The 20,570-nt window shown below is 66.0% G+C and carries 19 protein-coding genes and 1 riboswitch; of the genes, 11 read left to right on the forward strand and 8 right to left on the reverse strand.

The window, feature by feature from the left end; genetic code table 11:
- Positions 1–164: 164 nt before the first annotated feature.
- A complete protein-coding gene (locus tag AB3X98_RS08650; protein WP_342948436.1) occupies positions 165–920 on the reverse strand; it encodes an FCD domain-containing protein in 756 nt (251 codons plus the stop codon).
- 73 nt (positions 921–993) lie between these two features.
- On the opposite strand from AB3X98_RS08650, the gene dgoD reads away from it, so the two are divergent.
- Together dgoD and AB3X98_RS08660 are read left to right on the forward strand one after the other, a co-directional pair.
- Positions 994–2,142 carry a galactonate dehydratase gene (gene dgoD, locus AB3X98_RS08655; protein ID WP_069262869.1) on the forward strand — a complete coding sequence of 383 codons (1,149 nt, stop codon included), beginning with the start codon at positions 994–996 and terminating at the stop codon, positions 2,140–2,142.
- Positions 2,143–2,425: 283 nt separating this feature from the next.
- Complete coding sequence (locus AB3X98_RS08660) at positions 2,426–2,725, forward strand: hypothetical protein (protein WP_368605568.1); 300 nt, start codon at positions 2,426–2,428, stop codon at positions 2,723–2,725.
- 17 nt (positions 2,726–2,742) lie between these two features.
- Here AB3X98_RS08660 and AB3X98_RS08665 read toward each other — a convergent pair whose 3' ends face one another.
- Positions 2,743–3,669, reverse strand: coding sequence for a CopD family protein (locus AB3X98_RS08665; RefSeq protein ID WP_368605567.1), 927 nt, complete (start codon positions 3,667–3,669; stop codon positions 2,743–2,745).
- 610 nt (positions 3,670–4,279) lie between these two features.
- On the opposite strand from AB3X98_RS08665, the gene AB3X98_RS08670 reads away from it, so the two are divergent.
- From AB3X98_RS08670 to AB3X98_RS08685, 4 genes are all read left to right on the forward strand, one after another.
- Positions 4,280–5,047: a c-type cytochrome gene (locus tag AB3X98_RS08670; RefSeq protein WP_069262871.1), complete on the forward strand. Its 768-nt coding sequence runs from the start codon at positions 4,280–4,282 to the stop codon at positions 5,045–5,047.
- Positions 5,048–5,069: 22 nt separating this feature from the next.
- The gene (locus AB3X98_RS08675; RefSeq protein WP_368605566.1) at positions 5,070–6,365 is read left to right on the forward strand and encodes a c-type cytochrome; all 1,296 of its coding nucleotides are present in this window, start codon (positions 5,070–5,072) and stop codon (positions 6,363–6,365) included.
- Positions 6,366–6,635: 270 nt separating this feature from the next.
- Positions 6,636–7,256, forward strand: a complete 621-nt coding sequence (locus AB3X98_RS08680; protein WP_069262873.1) for a hemolysin III family protein — start codon at positions 6,636–6,638, stop codon at positions 7,254–7,256.
- A gap of 257 nt (positions 7,257–7,513) precedes the next feature.
- On the forward strand, positions 7,514–9,151 hold the full coding sequence (locus tag AB3X98_RS08685; protein ID WP_368605565.1) for a DEAD/DEAH box helicase: 1,638 nt from the start codon (positions 7,514–7,516) through the stop codon (positions 9,149–9,151).
- A 66-nt stretch (positions 9,152–9,217) separates the two neighbouring features.
- Here AB3X98_RS08685 and AB3X98_RS08690 read toward each other — a convergent pair whose 3' ends face one another.
- On the reverse strand, positions 9,218–10,051 hold the full coding sequence (locus tag AB3X98_RS08690; RefSeq protein ID WP_069262874.1) for a ferritin-like domain-containing protein: 834 nt from the start codon (positions 10,049–10,051) through the stop codon (positions 9,218–9,220).
- Positions 10,052–10,674: 623 nt separating this feature from the next.
- Here AB3X98_RS08690 and AB3X98_RS08695 point away from each other — a divergent pair.
- A complete protein-coding gene (locus AB3X98_RS08695) occupies positions 10,675–10,872 on the forward strand; it encodes a hypothetical protein (RefSeq protein ID WP_028205977.1) in 198 nt (65 codons plus the stop codon).
- Positions 10,873–11,138: 266 nt separating this feature from the next.
- Here the strand turns inward: AB3X98_RS08695 and AB3X98_RS08700 are convergent, their stop codons facing one another.
- A complete protein-coding gene (locus AB3X98_RS08700; RefSeq protein ID WP_176732846.1) occupies positions 11,139–11,516 on the reverse strand; it encodes a hypothetical protein in 378 nt (125 codons plus the stop codon).
- 209 nt (positions 11,517–11,725) lie between these two features.
- Between AB3X98_RS08700 and glpK the strand changes: the two genes are divergently transcribed.
- Both glpK and AB3X98_RS08710 read left to right on the forward strand, forming a co-directional pair.
- The gene (gene glpK, locus AB3X98_RS08705; RefSeq protein ID WP_368605564.1) at positions 11,726–13,261 is read left to right on the forward strand and encodes a glycerol kinase GlpK; all 1,536 of its coding nucleotides are present in this window, start codon (positions 11,726–11,728) and stop codon (positions 13,259–13,261) included.
- A gap of 140 nt (positions 13,262–13,401) precedes the next feature.
- Positions 13,402–14,088, forward strand: a complete 687-nt coding sequence (locus tag AB3X98_RS08710; RefSeq protein WP_368605563.1) for an HAD family hydrolase — start codon at positions 13,402–13,404, stop codon at positions 14,086–14,088.
- An 11-nt stretch (positions 14,089–14,099) separates the two neighbouring features.
- Here AB3X98_RS08710 and ribB read toward each other — a convergent pair whose 3' ends face one another.
- The 4 genes from ribB to AB3X98_RS08730 form a co-directional block, all read right to left on the reverse strand.
- Positions 14,100–14,828 carry a 3,4-dihydroxy-2-butanone-4-phosphate synthase gene (gene ribB / locus AB3X98_RS08715; RefSeq protein ID WP_069262877.1) on the reverse strand — a complete coding sequence of 243 codons (729 nt, stop codon included), beginning with the start codon at positions 14,826–14,828 and terminating at the stop codon, positions 14,100–14,102.
- Positions 14,829–14,992: 164 nt separating this feature from the next.
- Positions 14,993–15,166: riboswitch (FMN riboswitch) on the reverse strand.
- Between the two features lie 113 nt (positions 15,167–15,279).
- The gene (locus AB3X98_RS08720; protein ID WP_069262878.1) at positions 15,280–15,945 is read right to left on the reverse strand and encodes a helix-turn-helix domain-containing protein; all 666 of its coding nucleotides are present in this window, start codon (positions 15,943–15,945) and stop codon (positions 15,280–15,282) included.
- Between the two features lie 203 nt (positions 15,946–16,148).
- A complete protein-coding gene (locus AB3X98_RS08725) occupies positions 16,149–17,336 on the reverse strand; it encodes an MFS transporter (RefSeq protein ID WP_368605562.1) in 1,188 nt (395 codons plus the stop codon).
- 57 nt (positions 17,337–17,393) lie between these two features.
- Positions 17,394–17,798: a VOC family protein gene (locus AB3X98_RS08730; protein ID WP_342948431.1), complete on the reverse strand. Its 405-nt coding sequence runs from the start codon at positions 17,796–17,798 to the stop codon at positions 17,394–17,396.
- Positions 17,799–17,911: 113 nt separating this feature from the next.
- On the opposite strand from AB3X98_RS08730, the gene AB3X98_RS08735 reads away from it, so the two are divergent.
- Both AB3X98_RS08735 and miaB read left to right on the forward strand, forming a co-directional pair.
- Entirely contained in the window at positions 17,912–18,895 is a 984-nt protein-coding gene (locus tag AB3X98_RS08735) for a LysR family transcriptional regulator (RefSeq protein ID WP_368605561.1), read from the forward strand.
- Positions 18,896–19,186: 291 nt separating this feature from the next.
- A complete protein-coding gene (gene miaB, locus AB3X98_RS08740; RefSeq protein ID WP_342948429.1) occupies positions 19,187–20,560 on the forward strand; it encodes a tRNA (N6-isopentenyl adenosine(37)-C2)-methylthiotransferase MiaB in 1,374 nt (457 codons plus the stop codon).
- Positions 20,561–20,570 lie beyond the last annotated feature (10 nt).

Below are 20,570 nucleotides of genomic sequence, written 5' to 3' on the forward strand. Positions count from 1 at the left end.
TTAGCGTTGCCTTTGACTTGCTGACGGCACTGAAAGCTACGGCGCCGTTCGATCGAGCTAAAGCATAGCAAACGTCATTGCATGCGCCAGCGCAATCGTTTTACATCTGCAATTCGCTGCGTTTTTCGCGATTCGTTGCGAAGACACCCATCCGGCATACGCGTTCATCGCTCGATGCGCTCGCGCGTGAGGCGCAGCAACGCCGCCATTGCGCGGCTCGCCGCATAGGCGTCGCGTTGCACGATCGCCTCGTACACGAGGGTGTGGTCGGGCAGCGCGGCGTTGAACACCTCGGCGCGCTTTGCGTTCACGCGCAACTGGCCTTCGAGCGTGCGCTCGATCAGCGTGCCGAGCGGCACCAGCAATTCGTTGCGGCAAGCGCCCAGCACCGCGAGATGAAAGCGCAGGTCGGCGCGCACCCATTCGTCCACATTGCGCGCTTGTGCCATGGCCTCGTGCGCGGCGGCGATCGACGCAAGCGCATCGGAATCATGCGCGTTTGCGGCCAACCCTGCCGCAAACGGCTCGATCATCTCGCGCATTTCCTGGAGCTTGAGCGCAAAAGCAAGCGGCGGCGCCACGCGCGCGTACCAGTCGAGCACGTCGGCATCGAGCAGATTCCACGCTTCGCGCGCACGCACCCGCGTGCCCACGCGCGGACGCGACTCCACGAGCCCTTTCGAGGTGAGCGTGCGCAGCGCCTCGCGCAGCACCGTTCGGCTCACATCGAACGTTGCCATGAGTTCGGCCTCGCGCGGCAGGACCGTCGCGGGCGGGTAGTCGCCACGCAGGATCGCGCTGCCGAGTTCGTAGGCCACCGTGCCGTGCAGATCGCGTTGAATCGCCGTTCTCCTGGATATTGGGAAGCGTTGCGAAATAATACTATTAATAGCACTTAAAGGCGAATTTTGCAGTAGCATGGGCGGATGAAGACGTTGCCGCTCGCGCGTGATGCGAGCGCCGCCCTACCGCTCAAGGTCATGGAGACACCGCATGAAAATCACCAGGCTCGAAACCTTCGTCGTCCCGCCGCGCTGGCTCTTTCTAAAGATCGAAACGGACGAGGGGATCGTCGGCTGGGGCGAGCCGATCGTCGAAGGGCGCGCGCACACGGTAGCCGCCGCCGTCGATGAACTCGCCGATTATCTGATCGGCAAGGACCCGCTCCTCATCGAGGATCACTGGCAGGTGATGTATCGCGCGGGCTTTTACCGCGGCGGCCCGATCTCGATGAGCGCCATTGCCGGCGTCGATCAGGCGCTCTGGGACATCAAGGGCAAGCATCATGGCGTGCCCGTTCACGCGCTGCTCGGCGGCCAGGTGCGCGACAAGATCAAGGTGTATTCGTGGATCGGCGGCGACCGTCCGAGCGACGTCGCCAACAACGCGCGCGCCGTAGTCGAGCGCGGCTTCAAGGCCGTGAAGATGAACGGCTCGGAAGAACTGCAGATCATCGACACCTTCGACAAGGTGCAGGGCGTCATCAACAACGTCGCGGCCGTGCGCGAGGCCGTGGGCCCGAACGTCGGCATCGGCGTGGACTTCCATGGCCGTGTGCACAAGCCGATGGCCAAGGTGCTCGCGAAGGAACTCGATCCGTTCAAGCTGATGTTCATCGAAGAGCCCGTGCTCTCGGAGAACGTCGAGGCGCTGCGCGACATCGTCAACCAGACCAGCACGCCGATCGCGCTGGGCGAGCGTCTGTATTCGCGCTGGGATTTCAAGCACATTCTCGCGGGCGGCTACGTGGACATCATCCAGCCCGACGCCTCGCACGCGGGCGGCATCACCGAGTGCCGCAAGATCGCCGCGATGGCCGAAGCCTATGACGTCGCGCTCGCGCTGCACTGCCCGCTCGGACCGATCGCGCTCGCCACCTGCCTGCAGATCGATGCCGTGAGCTACAACGCGTTCATCCAGGAGCAGAGCCTCGGCATCCACTACAACAAGGGCAACGACCTGCTCGACTACATCAGGAATCCCGAAGTCTTCAAGTACGAAGACGGCTTCGTCTCGATTCCGCAGGGCCCGGGTCTCGGCATCGACGTGAACGAGGAGAAGGTGCGCGAGATGGCGAAGACCGGTCACCGCTGGCGCAATCCGGTTTGGCGTCACGAAGATGGCAGCGTCGCCGAATGGTGATGCGCAAATGAACGCCGAACGCGCGGCGCGCGGCATGAAGTGACGCGCTCGATGCTGCGCGTTTCGGCGACGTAACATTTCGCGTGGCTTTGCGGGCTTCGGCGCGCGCGCTCGCGAGACGCGCGCACGCCTTATGTCGTTTGCGCACACAGCCAGTTCATGGAATGCCGCGCCGCGCAAGGCGCGGCCATCATCGAAGACACGCGCCGAACGCGAACGCCAGCCACTGGCCTGCTCCTTGCAGATTCCTTTGCAACCCAACCTCGGTGTTGCAAAGGACTCCATGGACGCGTCGCTTCCCGACTATCTGATCCGCGAACAAGCCGCCGTCGGCGCACTCGTCGCCTTCGGCTTCCTGCGCGTGCTCGCTGCCGCAATCGCCTTCACGCGCGGCTGGCGCATTCGTTGGGTCGAGTACGCCGCGATCGGCGCCGCGGCGCTATGGTGTGCGCCGCAGTTGATCGCGCTGATCGCTAATCCAACCTCCGTGGCTGCGCTCGCGGAGCTCGAAGGCAACGCCACGGGCTGCGCCCTCGCCCTCTTCTTCTCACCGATCCTCAGTCACCGGCTCGGCTACGAATAAGTTGCGGCGACGACGTTTCAGCCCTGCAACACGTAGGCCGGCACGCTGTGCGCGAGCGCGGCTGCGGCCACCAGCACGCCGATCATCACGATGGCTTCGAGATGGATCACGTTGACGAACCGGCGCGCCGCCGCCGTCGACGCCGCGCGCCGCAACTCGGGCATCGCCACGAGCCGGTTGAAGCCGCCCATCGCGAGCGCGAGCAGCACGAGCACAGCCTTGAGCATCAACACGCGGCCCCAGGTGCTGCCGACGATGGCGTCGATCGAGCCGCCGCTGCCGCGCAGCGCATCGAACACGCCCGTCGCGATCACGAAGCCCACTGCGAAGAACGCCACATTCGAAATCTGGCCCGCCGTGCGGATCAGCACGCCGCGTGCCGTCGATGCGCCGAGCGCCGGCAGCACGGCAAGCCCTCCCGCCATGACGACGCCGCTCCACGCGCTCGCGCTGAGCAAGTGGAGGGTATGCAGCCCGAGCGCAGCCGAGGCGAAGCCCGCATCGGCGGCGTGTCCGAGCCCCGCGCGCCCCGCGGCGATGGCGACGAGCGCGAGCCACAGCACACCGTCGCGCGCCACGCTCGAAGCCGCGAACGCGCAGCCGAGCAGCACGAGCGCACCGACGAACGCGACGGTCCACGCGTGTCCGACGTGCGTTTGCGAGAGCACCGTGCCGACCACGCCGAACGCGCTGGGCAACGGTTCGCCGCTGACCGACGCGCTCTCGTAGAGCATCCACATGATGAGCGCCGCCACGAGCACGAACGCCGCGGCGCGCAGCGAGCGTTGCGCACGCAGCCATGCGAGGCGTGCGGGCGCGACGTGCGTGCGGCCGTCCTTGTCGAGCCAGGCGCCATAGAACGCCGAGCCGAGCGCGAATGCGTAGGCGATGTTGACGATGGCCGCCATGGCGACCTGCCCGATCCAGAGCCAGTCAGCTTTCATCGGACCTCGCCCTCCCGCGTGTTGCGGGTCGCACGGACTTCGCGCGAAGGGGATCGGTCGGCTGGATGCAACGATAGGGAAAGTGCAATTGGAGTCATCGAGACAAGTGGCAAGGAAACAACATGAAAACGGCAACAGCAGCACGCGCAAGCATCACGTCGCGTGACCCGCAAGGGTGCCTGCTTCGATAGCCGCCGCGCCATTCGGTTCAATGCGGGCTCGATGCGGCTTCAACGCGCATTCCATGCGCGAGCATCGAGCCGAGGCACGAGACCGGAAGTGGCGGCGGCATGCGCCCGGCATGATGACATGCATGCACCGGGCAACGAGCGGCTCGCCGAATGGGGCGCGGGTGCGGGACAACCCCGTGTCACCGATTGGCGAACAGGTGCAGAATCATAACCGGCACCGACGCGACGATCGGCCGCAAGCACGTCGCGGTGGCGCCTCGAAGCCATCGGAGAGCGTTTGTGGTGCATGCGGCAAATGGTCACTATGAGTTCCCGATGCTAGAATCTGCTGCGTCGCCGCAGCGCGCACGGTCTGCTGCTTTCATCGCGCGCAGCCTGGAAGCCGGGCCGTTCGAAGCCTGGTCAGGTCCACGATAAAGATGGAGTTACGCGTGTCCCCAAGACGTATCTTCCGACCGCTCATTCCGCTCGTCGCGCCTCTGGCAGCAGCACTTTTGCTCGGGACGACAGGCGTTCTCAGCGCTGCACATGCCCAGACGGCGGCCTCCGCGCCGCAGGCCAAAGCCCCGGACACGATCGCCGCACGCGTGCAGGGCTGCACCGCGTGCCACGGCTCGCATGGGCAGGGCACCGACAACGACTACTTCCCGCGTCTCGCCGGCAAACCGGCCGAGTACCTGTTCAACCAGCTAATGAACTTTCGCGAGGGGCGCCGCAAGTACCCTCCGATGAATTATCTGGTCACCTATCTCTCCGACGACTACCTGCACGAGATCGCAACGTTCTTCTCGCAGCAGCGGCCGCCCTACCCGCCGCCCGCGAAACCTTCGGTCGGCAGCGACACGCTCGCACGCGGTCAGCAGATCGTCCTGCACGGCGACCCGGCCAAACAGGTGCCCGCCTGCGCGGCCTGCCACGGCGCGAAGCTCACCGGCATGGAGCCGGCCATTCCAGGTCTGGTCGGTCTGCACATGGATTACATCAGTGCGCAGATCGGCGCCTGGCGCTCGGGCTCGCGGCATGCGAAGGCGCCCGACTGCATGCATGAGATCGCCACGCGTCTCACCGACGAAGACGTGAACGCGGTCGCGGCCTGGCTCTCCACGCAGAGCGCGCCGCAGAACCCCGTGCCGGCGCCGGCTGGCTCACTCAAGACGCCGCTTGCCTGCGGCAGCGAACCGCAATAAGGCGCCGGGGGAGACAGCCAATATGAACCGCAAGTCCCTGTTCGCACTTTCCGCCGTGATCGTGGCCGCCGCCGCGGCCCTCGTACCAGTGCTCTGGTCGGGCACCCACTATCTGCACAACGCTGCGGCGCAGGCCGCGACGCCCGTCGACCAGGCCGATCTCATCAAGAAGGGCGAGTACCTCGCGCGCGCCGGCGACTGTATCGCCTGCCATACCGTGCGCGGCGGCCAGATGTTCGCGGGCGGCCTGCCGATGGCCACGCCGTTCGGCACGCTCTACACCCCGAACATCACGCCCGACGACCAGTACGGCATTGGCAAGTGGAGCGCCGACGACTTCTATCGCGCCATGCACACGGGCCGCTCGAAGGACGGCAGCCTGCTCTATCCGGCGTTCCCGTTCGCGAGCTACACCAAGGTCACGCGCGCCGACGCCGACGCGATCTTCGCCTATCTGCGCTCGGTCCCGCCGGTCAACGTGCCTAGCCGCCCGCACGAACTCAAGTTCCCGTTCAACAACCGCAACCTGCTGATCGGCTGGCGCACGCTGTTCTTCCGCGAAGGCGAATACAAGCCCGATCCGACCAAGTCGGTCGAATGGAACCGCGGCGCGTATCTCGTGGAAGGCCTCGGCCACTGCGGCATGTGCCACACGTCGATCAACGCGGTGGGCGGCCCGGTCAACTCGGCGGCCTTCGCCGGCGGCCTGATCCCGCTGCAGAACTGGTACGCGCCGTCGCTCACGGGCAGTGAAGGCGGCCTCGGCGACTGGGACATCAGGGACATCGCAAGCCTCCTGAAGACCGGCGTTTCCGAGCGCGGCGCCGTGTTCGGCCCGATGGCGGACGTGATCCACAACAGCCTGCAATACCTCTCGGACGACGACATCCACGCGATGGCCTCGTATCTGAAGACCATCCCGCAGAAGAAGGAAGCGCCCGAAACGATGCAGATGGAGACGTCGGAAGCGTTCGGCGGCGAACTCTTGCAGCAAGGTCAGAAGATCTACCATGACCAGTGTGCAAAGTGCCACGCGGAGAACGGTCTCGGCATGCCGCCGAACTTCCCGCCGCTTGCGAACAACCAGTCGATCCAGATGCATTCGGCCGTGAACCCGATCCGCATGGTGCTCAACGGCGGCTATCCGCCAAGCACGGGGGGCAATCCGCGCCCGTACGGCATGCCGCCGTTTGGACAGTCGCTCTCGAACCAGGAGGTCGCGGCGGTGGTGACGTTCATCCGCATGTCCTGGGGCAACAAGGGCACGCCGGTGTCCCCGCAACAGGTCGCGGACCTGCGCTCGTCTCCGCTCGACTGACGCAAAGCAGCCCACCGCCGTAAGGGCCTCCGCCCTTACGGCGGTCCCACGCAAGTGGTTACTGTTATAGTGACGGTTGCCTGATAAGGGCGCAGTCCGCGGTGCGCGGGCTGCGCCCTTCGCTATTTGGCGCCGGGGCCGTGCGGTGAAAGCGGCTCCGTGGCCCGTCAGGCCTGGTTTTGAACGCTGCGCTCGAGCACGGCGCCGCACGCGGTGGAACACTGTTCCGCCGGCGCGCGCTGCGCTCAGGAAGAACAAGGAGTGGTCGTCATGCACGCCGGTGAGCGTCTGAACAGCATTACTCACCTCGTGGGCGCGATGTTGTCGGTAGCGGGGCTCGTCTCGCTCGTGACGCTCGCGGCGCTGGATCACGACGCGTACAAGGTCGTGAGCTTTGCGGTATACGGGGCGATGTTGTGCGCGCTGTACACGATCTCGACGCTGTATCACGGCGTGCGCGGCATCCGCCTGAAGGCCGTGCTGCAAAAGTGCGACCACGCCGCGATCTATCTGCTCATCGCGGGCAGCTATACTCCGTTCACGCTGGTGACGCTGCGTGGACCCTGGGGCTGGTCGCTCTTCGGCGTGAGCTGGGGGCTCGCGGCCCTTGGCATCGTCCAGGAACTCACGCTCGGGCGGCGCACGAGAATGCTTTCGATGGCGCTCTACGTGGTGATGGGCTGGCTCGCGGTGGTGGCGGTTCGCCCGCTCGTCGAAGCCTTGCCGGCCGCGGGCACGGCGTGGCTGCTGGCCGGCGGCGTCATTTACAGCGTCGGCATTTATTTTTTCATCAATGACGAGCGCATCCGGCACGGACATGGAATCTGGCATCTGTTCGTGCTCGCCGGGAGCGTCTGTCAATTCGTGAGCGTCGCGCGCTACGTCGCGTGACGCGTCAATGCGAAGACATCGTACGGCCGCCGCAGTGTCCGCGGCCGCGTGATGCAACTTAACGCCAGACGACGGGTCTCGATAGACTTGTCCGTTCCATGAAGAAAAAACGCGGCGCGCGCACTGGCGCGCCGTCCGAACAACGCGAAAAGGCGGCTTCACCGGGCGCATTCGAACCCGGCAACACCGCTTTGGCTGCGCAGCGCGCCTTCGGGCCGCGAAGCGACGCCCGCGCTACTGCAATACAACAGGTGTTTATGTCTTTCGATTCTCTCGGCTTGTCCGAACCGCTGGTCCGCGCAGTCAACGAACTGGGGTACAGCACGCCCACGCCCATCCAGGCGCAAGCGATTCCCGCCGTGCTCGGCGGCGGCGACCTGCTCGCCGGCGCGCAAACCGGCACCGGCAAGACCGCCGGCTTCACGTTGCCGATCCTGCAACGCCTCACGGACATGCCGCCGGCAGCGAACGGCAAGCGCGTGGTGCGTGCACTGATCCTCACGCCCACGCGTGAGCTCGCCGCGCAGGTCGAAGAGAGCGTGCGCGCCTACGGCAAGTATCTGAAGCTCAAGTCCACGGTGATGTTCGGCGGCGTGGGCATCAATCCGCAAATCGACGCGCTCAGGCGCGGCGTGGATATCGTGGTCGCGACGCCGGGTCGCCTGCTCGATCACATGCAGCAAAAGACGATCGATCTGTCGCAGCTCGAGATTCTCGTGCTCGACGAAGCCGACCGCATGCTCGATATGGGCTTCATCCACGACATCAAGCGCGTGCTCGCGAAGCTCCCGCCCAAGCGCCAGAACCTGCTCTTCTCGGCCACCTTCGCCGATGAGATCAAGGCGCTCGCCGACAGCCTGCTCGACTCGCCCGCGCTGATCGAAGTCGCGCGCCGCAACACCACGGCCGAAACCGTTGCGCAGAAGATCTATCCCGTCGACCGCGACCGCAAGCGCGATCTGCTCACGCACCTGATCCGCCAGCACAACTGGTTTCAGGTGCTCGTGTTCACGCGCACCAAGCACGGCGCGAACCGCCTCGCCGAGCAGCTCACGAAGGACGGCATCAGCGCGCTCGCGATTCACGGCAACAAGAGCCAGTCGGCGCGCACGCGCGCTTTGAGCGAGTTCAAGGACGGCACGCTCCAGGTGCTCGTCGCGACCGACATCGCCGCGCGCGGGATCGATATCGACCAGCTTCCGCACGTCGTCAACTACGATCTGCCGAACGTGCCCGAGGACTACGTGCACCGCATCGGCCGCACTGGCCGCGCGGGCGCGACGGGTGAAGCCGTGTCGCTCGTCTGCGTGGACGAGCATCAGTTGCTCAAGGACATCGAGAAGCTCATCAAGCGTGCGGTGCCCCAGGAGGTCATTGCGGGCTTCGAGCCAGACCCGAACGCGAAGCCGGAGCCGATCCAGCGCCGCAGCCAGCCCCAAGGGCGCTCGCCGCGCCAAGGGCAAGGCCAGGGCCGCGGTGCGTCGAATGGCGCCAATGCCACGAACGGCGGACGGCCCGCGCAGGCGCGTGAACCGCGTGAATCGCGCGGCGGTAGTCGCGAAGGTGGCCGCGAAGGCAAGCGCGAAGGCGGCCGCGACGGCAACCGCGCGCAGGCAGCAGCCAACGGAGGCGGCAACGTCGGTCAGCGCCCGGCCAAGCCGGCTTCGAACGGCGGCGTGCGCACCGCCAAGCCCGTGAAACAGCAAGGCGCGAATCACGGCGCACAAGGCGCGCGCGGCGAGCATACGCGTCGCGAAAACCAGCGCGGCGTTTCGCACGAGAGCGCACTGGGCCGCCCGCAACAACGCAAGCCGCAAGGCAACCCGGGCGCGCTGCTCGGCGGCCGCCCAGGCGGCAATTCGCGCCGCGACGGCAACGGCCAGCGCGATCGCTGATCTTCGCGTCCAGAAACGAAAAAGCCCGCTCCCGCAGCGGGCTTTTTGTTTTCGTGCGCCGATGTCCTAGCGGAAGAACACGTGTTGCGTGATCTTCGCGAGCGGATAGTGCACGCCGGGCCGGATCTTCGCGGGCAGGTTGAGCGGCTTGAGCAGCATCTTCACGCACATGTCGGCGGACAGATTGTGGCGTACCAGCCTGTTCACGCGCGCGGTCAGTTCGCGGCTATAGGCCTCGTCGCGCACGCGCTCGGGATAGCGGCCCGCGTAGACATGACGCAGCGCGATCTCGGAATCCTCGTTCTTGATCTCCATCACGCGGCGCATGAGCGCGCCGAGCACGGCGAGACGCCCGTGCCCTTCTATCTGGTTGTACTTCTTGAAATAGCGGAAAAAGTGCTTGTAGTGGCGCACTTCGTCGCTGCGGATGTTGTCGGTGATTTCCTTGAGCACGGGCTCATCCGAATACTCGCCGATCGCGCGATAGAGCGTGGCGGTGCCGGTTTCGACCACGCAGCGCGCGACCATTTCGAGCGCGCGCGTTTTCTCGAACTCCTCGAACGAACAGGTCTTCGAATACTCTTCGATGAAGGTCTGAAACGCCGCGTCCCAGTCGAACTCGGGCCACACGTACTGGATGTACGTCTTCAGCGCGCGTCCGTGCTGAAGCTCTTCGGGCTCCCATTCGCGAACGAGCCACTCGGAGACCTCGGGGTCGCCTTTGAAGAACACGTTCAGGTTGCTCGTGTAGAGGTCGGAGCCGCTTTCAATGAACGAAGAGGCGGCGAGGAGCAGCAGCAGATCTTCGTTGGCTGCGGCGCGTTGACGGTCGATACGTGTGAGATCGATGTCTTCGATGCGCCAGGGCATCACATGGCGAGGCTCATTGTCGTTACGCATTGTGTCCTACTCCCGAAGCGGCGTTTTACGCTCACGACGCGCGGCGTCCGGCCGGAGGCCCGGCGAACTGCGCCAGTCACGTGCAGTGAACGTTACCAGCCATCCCTATTTCCATCTTAGCTGTACTTTCGCGCAGCTGCAGTCACAAAGCACAGACCGGGCCCAGTTCCCGCAGTTCCGGAAATTGACGACCTCTTCGCGTTACGTCATGTGACGATCACTAACCGACGCGCAAACGCAATACCCACGGGCATACCGTGCGTTTGATGCGTAGCGTATCGAAGCGCATTCGCTCGCTGCGTGCCGCGCTGCGGCACGAACTTCAAGTGATTTCGCGAATCCAGGCGGCTCGCAGCACCGCTGCGTGCGGGCTCGAATGTCAAAGGGAAAATTTTCGGGGCGTGGTTTGTACAACGCAGCGGCGTTGACTACACTCCAGTTCCCCGAGGTAGATCCCGGGCTGGATGCCGTTTGGGCCGCGCATAGGCGGGCCTGATGGCCGGTCCCTCCAGCCAGTCGATCTGCCCGGTCGCAGGCTTTCGCTCATACCACCGCATTCCTGTCGCTGCGCCGCCCTGCGGGCCGCAACCGGCGACCTCTGATGCGGCAACACGGAGAGAACGATGCTGAGTCCGCATGAATTCGCCACCCTGCTGCTAGTGCAGGACGCCCCCAACCAGCTCGACATGGAGCGAGAAGAACTGGACGCCTTGCTCGAACGACAGCTCGTCCAACTGGAGCGCCTTGCATCCGGCCTTCAGCAATGGCGACTAACCGAAATCGGCGACTCTGCGTTGCGCGCCATCAAACGGTGTTCGTAGCCTGATCCCGCGGGCCGAGTACCCGCGCAGCCACAGGCTCCATTGCCCTTTATCGATTTGCGCGGACGCATGGGTCGTCCGCGAGCCCGGCTTGTCGGGCACGTCCCCGATGCAGGCGCACGGCAGTAGACGTACGCGCCTGCAGTGCATGGTCACGCGGACCCGCGCGCTTCATGCCCGCGTGACCATTTTTTTGCGCATGCCTGTTTGCACTGCTCGCACGCGCGAATGCGCGCACCCTGCCGCGGCACCCTTCGCCTATTCGCCTACCCGGCTCTCAACGTGGGGTCGACCGCCGACCGCCAGCTCAGCGCCTGGGCGCGCTGTGCGTTGAGGAAGTTCACCCACTCACCCCGCGCCTCGCCGTTGCCGCTCTTGCCGAGCGTGGTGTATTGCTGCGCGAGCTGAGCCTGGAAACCGCAAAACTGGTCCTGGGGCAGCCTGCCGCGGCGATTGGCGACCCACGCGTCGAAAATGGCCGCGTAGACGCCCGGCGCATAGGCACCGAAATCGACCGCCTGGCCGCCGCACATCTGCTGCAAAGCGGCGAGCGACGGCGCGCGCCCCCCGCCTTCCGGGCCCGGCGGCGCGCCCACGCACCCCGTGAGCAGCACGGCTGCACCGATCATCGCAATTGCACGCATGATTGCCTCGTTATCGTTTTCGACTGGTTGGAACGACTGCATCCCGACTCGATTATTGTCGCACCGCGCCGTGCGAGCGACACCTTGACCGTTCCGTTGCGCCGAATCGAGCGCAAATCGCTTTCGGGCTATGCTGGGACCGATGGCACGCGCCTCGTTGCGCGCCGGTCGACGCGCGTACCCCGCACACCCTCCAGGGAGACTGCACGATGCCTCAGTCGCACGCCGAGTCGTACATCCTCGCGCTGGACCAGGGCACGACGAGTTCGCGCGCCTTGCTGCTCGAGCGCAGCGGTGCAATCGTCGCGCTCGCCCAGAAGGAGTTCGCGCAACGCTACCCGCGACCCGGCTGGGTCGAACATGACCCGCGCGACATCTGGTCGAGCCAGGCAGGCGTCGCGGCGCAAGCGCTCACGCGCGCGGGCGTCGGGGCCGCCGCGATTGCGGGCATCGGCATCACGAACCAGCGCGAAACGACCCTCGTATGGGACCGGGCAACAGGTCAGCCCGTGTACAACGCGATCGTCTGGCAGGACCGCCGCACGGCCGGCTATTGCGACGAGCTGAAAGCGCGCGGCCTCGAGCCGACGGTGCGCACGAAAACCGGCCTGCCGATCGACGCGTACTTTTCGGCCACGAAAATCCGCTGGATTCTCGATCATGTCGAGGGCGCGCGCGATAAGGCGCGCGCAGGCCGTCTCGCGTTCGGCACCGTGGACAGCTGGCTGCTGTGGCACTTCACGCGCGGCGCGCTGCACGCCACCGACGTCACCAATGCCGCGCGCACCATGCTCTTCGACATCCACACGCTGCGCTGGGACGACGACCTGCTCGCGCTCTTCGAGATTCCGCGCAGCATGCTGCCGGAGGTGCGTTCGTCGTCGGAGGTCTATGCGCGCACGGCGGCGTCGCTTTTCGCGGCCGAAATCCCGCTTGCCGGCGTGGCCGGCGACCAGCATGCGGCGCTCTTCGGGCAAATGTGCATGCGCCCCGGCATGGTGAAGAACACCTACGGCACCGGCTGTTTTCTCGTGATGAATACCGGCGCGCAGCCTGTCGAATCGAGCCACAACCTCGTCACGACCATCGCGTGGCAAGCGCTCGGGCAAACGCAATACGCGCTTGAGGGCAGCATCTTTATCGCGGGCGCGGTGGTGCAATGGCTGCGCGACGGACTCGGCATCATTCGCAGTGCAGCGGAAATCGAACCGCTCGCGGCCAGCGTGCCGCACAGCGACGGCGTGTACCTCGTGCCCGCGTTCGCCGGCCTCGGCGCGCCGCACTGGAACGCGCATGCGCGCGGCACGCTGTTCGGGCTCACGCGCGGCACGACCGCGGCGCATATCGCACGCGCGGCGCTCGATTCGATTGCCTATCAGTCGTTCGACGTGCTCGCCGCCATGGAGGCCGACTCCGGCATGCGCGTGAACGAGCTGCGCGTGGATGGCAGCGCCAGCGCGAACGATCTGCTCATGCAGTTCCAGGCCGATCTGCTGGGCGTGGATGTGTTGCGGCCGCGCTCCAGCGAAAGCACCGCGCTGGGCGCGGGATATCTGGCCGGGCTCGCGGTGGGGTTCTGGCGCGATATCGAGGAACTCCAGCGGCACTGGAGCCTCGAGCGCCGCTTCACGCCCTCGTTGCAGCGCGACGAGGCGGCAAGGTGCCTCGCCGGCTGGCAGCGCGCGATTGGCGCAGCAAAGGCGTGGGCCGACACCCGCGAGGCAAACGCAGCAGACGCCGGCTGAGCATCCCAGGCCGCGTGTGCGCTGCTTTCAAAAAGCAAAAGCACGTATGATTGGGGTTTCCACCTTGTCCCCTGCCTGGCTCAGGCGCATGCACGGCCGCCGACCGCTGGCCGCGCGCTGCCCGGCCTCTCGTTTCACGCATGATCGACCATCTCATCTGCGACTGTGACGGCGTGCTCGTCGACAGCGAAGTCATCGCCGACCGCGTTCTGTTCGATACGCTCAGCAGCACCTTTCCCGGCATCGATTTTCACGCCGCCGTGAATGCGGCGTTCGGCCAGCAGACCTCGCGCTTTCTCGCCGACGTCGCCGCGCGCTTCGACCTCACGATGCCCGAGGACTTTCTCGAGACCATCGAACATCGTTGCGAAGCCGCCATTGCCGAATCGGTGAGCCCGATCAACGGCGTGCGCGACGCCTTGCGCCGGGTGACGCTGCCTGCCGCCGTCGTCTCGAACAGCCGGCTCACGCGCGTGCACGCTTCGGTGCGGCGCGCCGGCCACGACACGATCTTCGGCGAGCGCATCTTCAGCGCCGAGCAGGTTGCGCGGCCCAAGCCTTATCCGGACGTGTACCTGCATGCGGCGAAGCAGCTCGGCGTGGAGCCGGCGCGCTGCATCGTCGTCGAAGACAGCATTTCGGGTTTGAACGCCGCGCGCGCGGCAGGCATGAAGACGATTGCGTTCGTGGGCGCGAGCCACATTCCTTCGGGCTACGCCGACGTGCTGCGCGAGATGGGCATCACGCGCATCATGGCCCACATGGAAGAACTGCCGGCGCTCGTCGAGGCCGGCGTGCGCGGCGAATTCGGCGACGTGCAGTCGTAAGACTGCGCGCCTCAGGCCGGCTCGGCGCAGCGCTCGCGCGCCACGGCGAGCGACTCGCGAAACGCCACCAGCTCGGCAATCGAAAGCACCGGCAGATTGTGCAGCCTGGCGAAGTCGTCGACCTGCTTGCCGCGCGCCATCGTGCCATCCGGGTTCATCAGCTCGCACAGCACGCCGGCGGGCGCGAGGCCCGCGAGCACCGCCAGATCGACGGTACCTTCAGTATGGCCGCGGCGCGCCAGCACGCCGCCCCTCTGCGCGCGCAGCGGGAACACGTGGCCGGGGCGCACGATATCGGCAGGCTTGGCGTCCGGGGCGATCGCGGCGCGGATCGTCGTCACGCGGTCGGCGGCCGACACGCCCGTGCTCACCCCGTCACGCGCTTCGATCGAGACCGTGAACGCGGTGCGGTTGCGGCTCTCGTTGTGGGCCACCATCGGCGGCAGTTCGAGCGCGCGCACTTTTTCGTCTGAGAGACACAGGCATACGATGCCGCTGCATTCGCGGATGAAGAGCGCCATCGTTTCGGGCGTGAGGCGTTCGGCGGCGACGATCAGGTCGGCCTCATCCTCGCGGTCGTGGTCGTCCTGCAGCACGACCGGGCGGCCTTCGCGCATGGCTTGCAACGCGGCGGCAATGCGCGGCGGCACCGGCTCGGAATCGATGAACGGGAGATCGGCGGCGGCGTCGAGCGGCGCGCCCTGGGATGAAGCGAGAGGGGTACTGGCAGTAAGGGACATGTGAAACGCTCCTCGCGAGAGTTAGGCGAAAAACGTTTCAGGGCATTGCAAACAGGCAGGAATCCCCGGCACGCGTGATTCGGCAGTGACGTGGCGCGCCTCGAAAACGGAGACGCACACGCACCGGCCGAAACGCCGCGGCGGATGGGCAAACATGACCATCTGCACATCTTCTTTCATCCGGACTATGACCGTCGGCTCTGGCTTCGCACCAGATCTGCTGACCCTGCGCACGACACACTGAAGCTCGCGCAGGCGCTCGCGGGCTCGTCGGCCTTGCCTTGCGGCGCGGCCGGCATACCGCCGGTGGGGAATTTCACCCCGCCCTGAAGACGCACTGATTACCGGCTTGTTACCTGACTTGACCGGCGGGCAAAGGATACAACAGGCTGCGCAACTGTGCAGCGCGAAAACTTGCGACTAGACGATGTTCTCGAAGGCGCGACGCGGCTCATGCCGGCTGCGCCGTCCCGGCCGGCACGTCCCAGCGCGGCGGCGTCTCGGCGTTGAGCGTCACGCGAAACACGCGCGCCTCGGTGTCGCCCGGGTTGCGCAGGCTGTGCGGCTGGTCGGCGTCGAAGACGATCGCGTCGCCGGTGGCGAGCAGTTGGCGCCGATCGTGCACGCTCACTTCGAGCGTGCCCTCGCTCACCACGAGGTTCACCGTCGTGCCGGGCGGGCGGCGCACGCCGGACTCGGTATGCAGCGGCGCGATGCGCAGTTCGTGGAATTCGGCGGCGGCGGGCTCGCCTTCCGGATAGAGCGCGCGCGCCGAATAACGACCGTCGGCGGAAACGAGGCGCGATGCCCGCTCGGCGGGCAAATGCTCGAAACCGTTCACGGCATGCCGCCGCAGGAACGCCGAAACCGAGACCTTGAGCGCCGCCGCCACCTTGCACAGCACCTTGATCGACGGCACGCTGCGCGCCGACTCGACTTGAGCGAGCATCGCGCGCGAGACACCGGAGGCGCGTGCGAGCGCATCGAGCGAAAGCTGGCGTTCGGCGCGCAGCCGGGCGAGGTTGACGCCCACGAGATGTTCAAGCGTCTCGTAAGATCCTTCGGTGTGCGCAATATCGGGTTGTGCATCGCGTACGAGCGCGAGGGGTGAATGCATGGCTGCCTCCAGGCAGCGCCGCGTCATTGCGGCGCAAGAGCATGAATGGAGGCAAGACTAGCATCGCGATTTGCCGCGCCCAACGAAGTTATCTTCACACTGTTATCAGCATTGCAGAGCGCAAATCGTGGATTGCTTTCGCGCCCTGCGCATAAGGCGCATTGCCATCTGCACGGCGTTGCGCCCTTGCCCTCGTCAGGCGCTCACGTACTCTGCCGCGCCGCCACGTGCGCGTCGCGCAGCGTTACGGCACGCGTATCGAGCCGCGCCGCCGCCCATGTGAGCACGAGCGCCGCCACCGAGACGGCCGCAGCCACCCACGGCAGCGAGTCGAGCGCCGCGCCGTGCGCAATGGCGAGCCCGCCCATCCACGCGCCCATTGCGTTACCCACGTTGAACGCGCCGATGTTCAGCGTCGAGGCGAGATTCGGCGCCGCCGCGGCCTTCGCGACCACGCACATCTGCAACGGCGGCACGGTCGCGAACGCGGCGATGCCCCACACGAAGACGGTGATCGCGGCCGGCCACATGACGTGGCTCGTCTTCGTGAAGATGGCCATGACCACGGCGAGCACCACGAGAATGCCCATGAGCGAAGGCATCAGCGCGCGGTCCGCAAGCTTGCCGCCCAGTGTGTTGCCAAGCGTCAGGCCCACGCCGAACAGCACGAGCATCAGCGTCACGCCGCGCGGCGAGAAACCGCCCACCTGTTCGAGAATCGGCGCGATATACGTGAACACGACGAACACGCCGCCAAAGCCGAGCACCGTCATGCCGAGGGCGAGCCACACCTGCGGGTCGCGCAGCACGCGCACTTCGTGGCCGAGCCCGGCCGGGCCGCTGTCGTGATGATTGGGCACCAGAGCCGTCACGCCGGCGAGCGAAATCACACCAAAGCCGCTCACGATCCAGAACGCCACGCGCCAGCCGAACTGCTGGCCAATGGCGGTGCCGAACGGCACGCCCAGCACGGTGGCGAGTGTGAGGCCCGTGAACATCAGCGCGATGGCGCTCGCGCGCTTTTCCTGCGGCACGAGCGAGGCGGCCACCACGGCGCCGATGCCGAAGAACGAGCCGTGCGCGAACGAAGCGACGACGCGCGCGACCATCAAGAGCGAATAGTTCGACGCGACCGCGCACATCACGTTGCCGACGATGAACACGCCCATCAGCAGTTGCAGCGCGAGCTTGCGCGGCATGCGGCTCGTCAGCGCGGCGAGCAGCGGCGCGCCGGCCGCCACGCCGAGCGCATAGCCGGTCACGAGCAGACCCGCGGCGGGAATCGTCACGTGCAGATCGCGCGCCACATCGGGCAACAGGCCCATGATGAGGAACTCGGTGGTGCCGATGGCAAAGGCGCTGATGGCCAATGCGAGCAAGGGGATAGGCATCGAAATCTCCGAAAATCAGCCTGGATTCAAATGGGCTTCAGTGGCAACGCGCGGCCATCAAGCCGCCGCGCCAGCCGCCAGCGACGTCACGAACTCGACGACGACACCGGGCGCAAGCGCAACGAACAACTGCACTTCCTCGCTCGCGGGCACCTCCGCCAGCTGGTACGGCACGCGGCGCGCGGCCAGCCGTTCGACGAGTGCGCGCCATTCAACACCGGGGGCCACGCGAAACGCCACGTGGTCGATGCGCGGCGCCACGAGCGCAGACGATCCGCCTGGCAACCGGGCCGGCTCGGTCGCCTCGACCAGATGGATGACCGGGCGGCCGTTCGCGTAGAGCCAGTGGCCGCCCACGCGAAACGGCGGACGCGTGCCGTCTTCGAGGCCGACGATGTCGCGAAAGAAGCGGCATGTGCCTTCGAGGTCGGGCGTGACGAGGGTGACGTGATCGAGGTGCATGGCGTGCGAGCCGAGGCCGTTGTCCTGAAAACACGCGCATTGTCGCGGCTACGCTCGAATTTGATAATTGGCGTAGCATTTGAATCATTTTCAATTCATTTCTAATAATCGCGATGGACAACCTCGGCGACGTGCGCCTGTTCGTGGAGGCGGCACGCCTCGGCAGCCTTTCCGCGGCGGGCCGCAAGCTCGGCCTCACGCCCGCGGCGGCCAGTGCCCGGCTCGCGCGGCTCGAAGCGGAGTTGCGTGCGCGTCTGTTCGACCGCACCACCCGCCAGCTGCGCCTCACCGACGAAGGCCGCGTCTATCTCACCTGCAGCGAGCACGCGCTGCGCTCGCTCGACGACGCCAAAGCGGCCTTGCAGGAGGGCCAGAACGCGGTGCGCGGCAAGGTGCGCATATCGGCGACCTCGGATTTTGGCCGCAATCTGCTGATGACCTGGCTCGACGAGTTCCGCGCTCTTTATCCCGACGTGCGTTTCGCGCTGATGCTGACCGACTCGCTCTCGAATCTCGTGCTCGAAGACATCGATCTCGCGATCCGCTTCGGCACGCCGCAGGACAGCTCGCTCGTGGCGCGCTGGCTCGCGCCGAACCGCCGTGTGCTGTGCGCCTCGCCCGAGTACCTCGCGCGCTGCGGCGAACCGCGGGAGCCGAACGATCTGGCCCGTTTCGACTGCATCGTGATCGGCTCGGCGGCGGGGCCGGTAAACGAATGGCGCTTCACGCGCGGCAGCGGATCGCAGACGGAAACGCAAACCTATACGGTGCCGCTCGACGCCGCGCTCGAATCGACGGATGGCGAAGTGGCGCGCCAGTGGGCGCTGTGCGGCTACGGCCTCGCGGTGAAGTCGATCTGGGACGTCGCGGACGATCTGCGCGCCGGGCGGCTCAAGACCGTGATGCCCGAGTGGCGCTACCCCGACGCGCCGCTGCACGCGCTCTATCACCGCAACCGCTTTCTCGCGCCGCGCGTGCGGGCGCTGCTCGATTTCCTCACCGAGCGTTTCGCGCAGACTTCGGGCGAACTGGAGGCGCTCGTCCCCTGCACGGATCCGGCCGAAGCGACGCAAAGCCGCAGACGCAAACGGATATAATGTTGGATTGCGCAGAAAGCGATCCGCAGCCGCATACGCGTTGACCCATATTGCAAATATTGGCCAATGCGGCGGTGCCGGCAAAAAAGCGAAAAAGAAGTGAAAAGCAACGCGGATCGTCCCCAACGCATTGCCAGAAGCAGGATGCCAACGCCGGCCTCATAGCCGGTCTCCTCGCATCCCGATTCGGCCCTCATAAAACACCGTAGTCCTGACGTGCAGACCGTGCATCACGCGCGTGCATCAAGCGGACGACGCCCCCAGGTCAACCACTGCGAACGGCGAAACCCGATGACCAAGAAAGTTTATGTAAAGACCTTTGGCTGCCAGATGAACGAGTACGACTCCGACAAGATGGTCGACGTACTCGGCGCCGCCGAAGGTCTCGTGAAGACCGACACCCCCGAAGACGCGGACGTCATCCTCTTCAACACCTGTTCGGTGCGCGAAAAGGCGCAGGAGAAGGTCTTCTCCGACCTGGGCCGCGTGCGCGAGCTCAAGGAAGCGAACCCGAACCTGCTGATCGGCGTAGGCGGCTGTGTGGCGAGCCAGGAAGGCGCGGCGATCGTCGCGCGCGCGCCGTATGTGGACCTCGTGTTCGGCCCGCAAACGCTGCACCGCCTGCCGCAGATGATCGACGCGCGCCGCGCCTCGGGCCGCGCGCAGGTGGACATCAGCTTCCCCGAAATCGAGAAGTTCGACCATCTGCCGCCCGCGCGCGTGGAAGGCCCGAGCGCGTTCGTCTCGATCATGGAAGGCTGCTCGAAATACTGCAGCTACTGCGTCGTGCCCTACACGCGCGGCGAGGAAGTCTCGCGCCCGCTCGACGACGTGCTCACCGAAATCGCGGGCCTCGCCGACCAGGGCGTGCGTGAAGTCACGCTGCTCGGCCAGAACGTCAACGCCTATCGTGGCGCGCTCACGAATGGCGCGCACGACGTGGCCGACTTCGCGACGCTCATCGAATACGTCGCCGAAATCCCCGGCATCGAGCGCATCCGCTACACGACTTCGCACCCGAAGGAATTCACGCAGCGCCTGATCGACACCTACGCGAAGGTGCCCAAGCTCGTGAGCCACCTGCATCTGCCGGTTCAGCACGGCTCGGACCGCGTGCTCATGGCGATGAAGCGCGGCTACACCGTGCTCGAGTACAAGTCGATCATCCGCAAGCTGCGCGCGATCCGCCCGGACCTGTCGCTCTCCACGGACTTCATCGTCGGCTTCCCCGGCGAGACCGAAGAGGACTTCCAGAAGATGATGGCGCTCGTCGAGGAGATGAGCTACGACACGAGTTTCTCGTTCATCTACAGCCCGCGCCCGGGCACGCCCGCCGCGAATCTCGAAGACGACACGCCGCGCGAGGTGAAGCTCAAGCGCCTGCAGCACCTGCAGGCCACGATCGAAGAGAACGTGGCGCGCATCAGCCAGTCGATGGTCGGCAATGTCGAACGCATTCTCGTGGAAGGCCCTTCGCGCAAGGACCCGAGCGAACTCTCGGGCCGCACGCAGAACAACCGTGTGGTGAACTTCCCGGCGCCGCTCGCTTCGCACGCGCGCCTGATCGGCCAGATGATCGACGTGAAGATCAACCACGCCTACCCCCACTCGCTGCGCGGCGAACTCGTGCTCGCGCACGAAGACGCATCGACGCTCGCGCACTAATCGGCTCGGC

Origin of the sequence: Paraburkholderia sp. BR14312 (genome assembly GCF_040948675.1) — a bacterium.
GTDB classification, from domain to species: domain Bacteria; phylum Pseudomonadota; class Gammaproteobacteria; order Burkholderiales; family Burkholderiaceae; genus Paraburkholderia; species Paraburkholderia nodosa_A.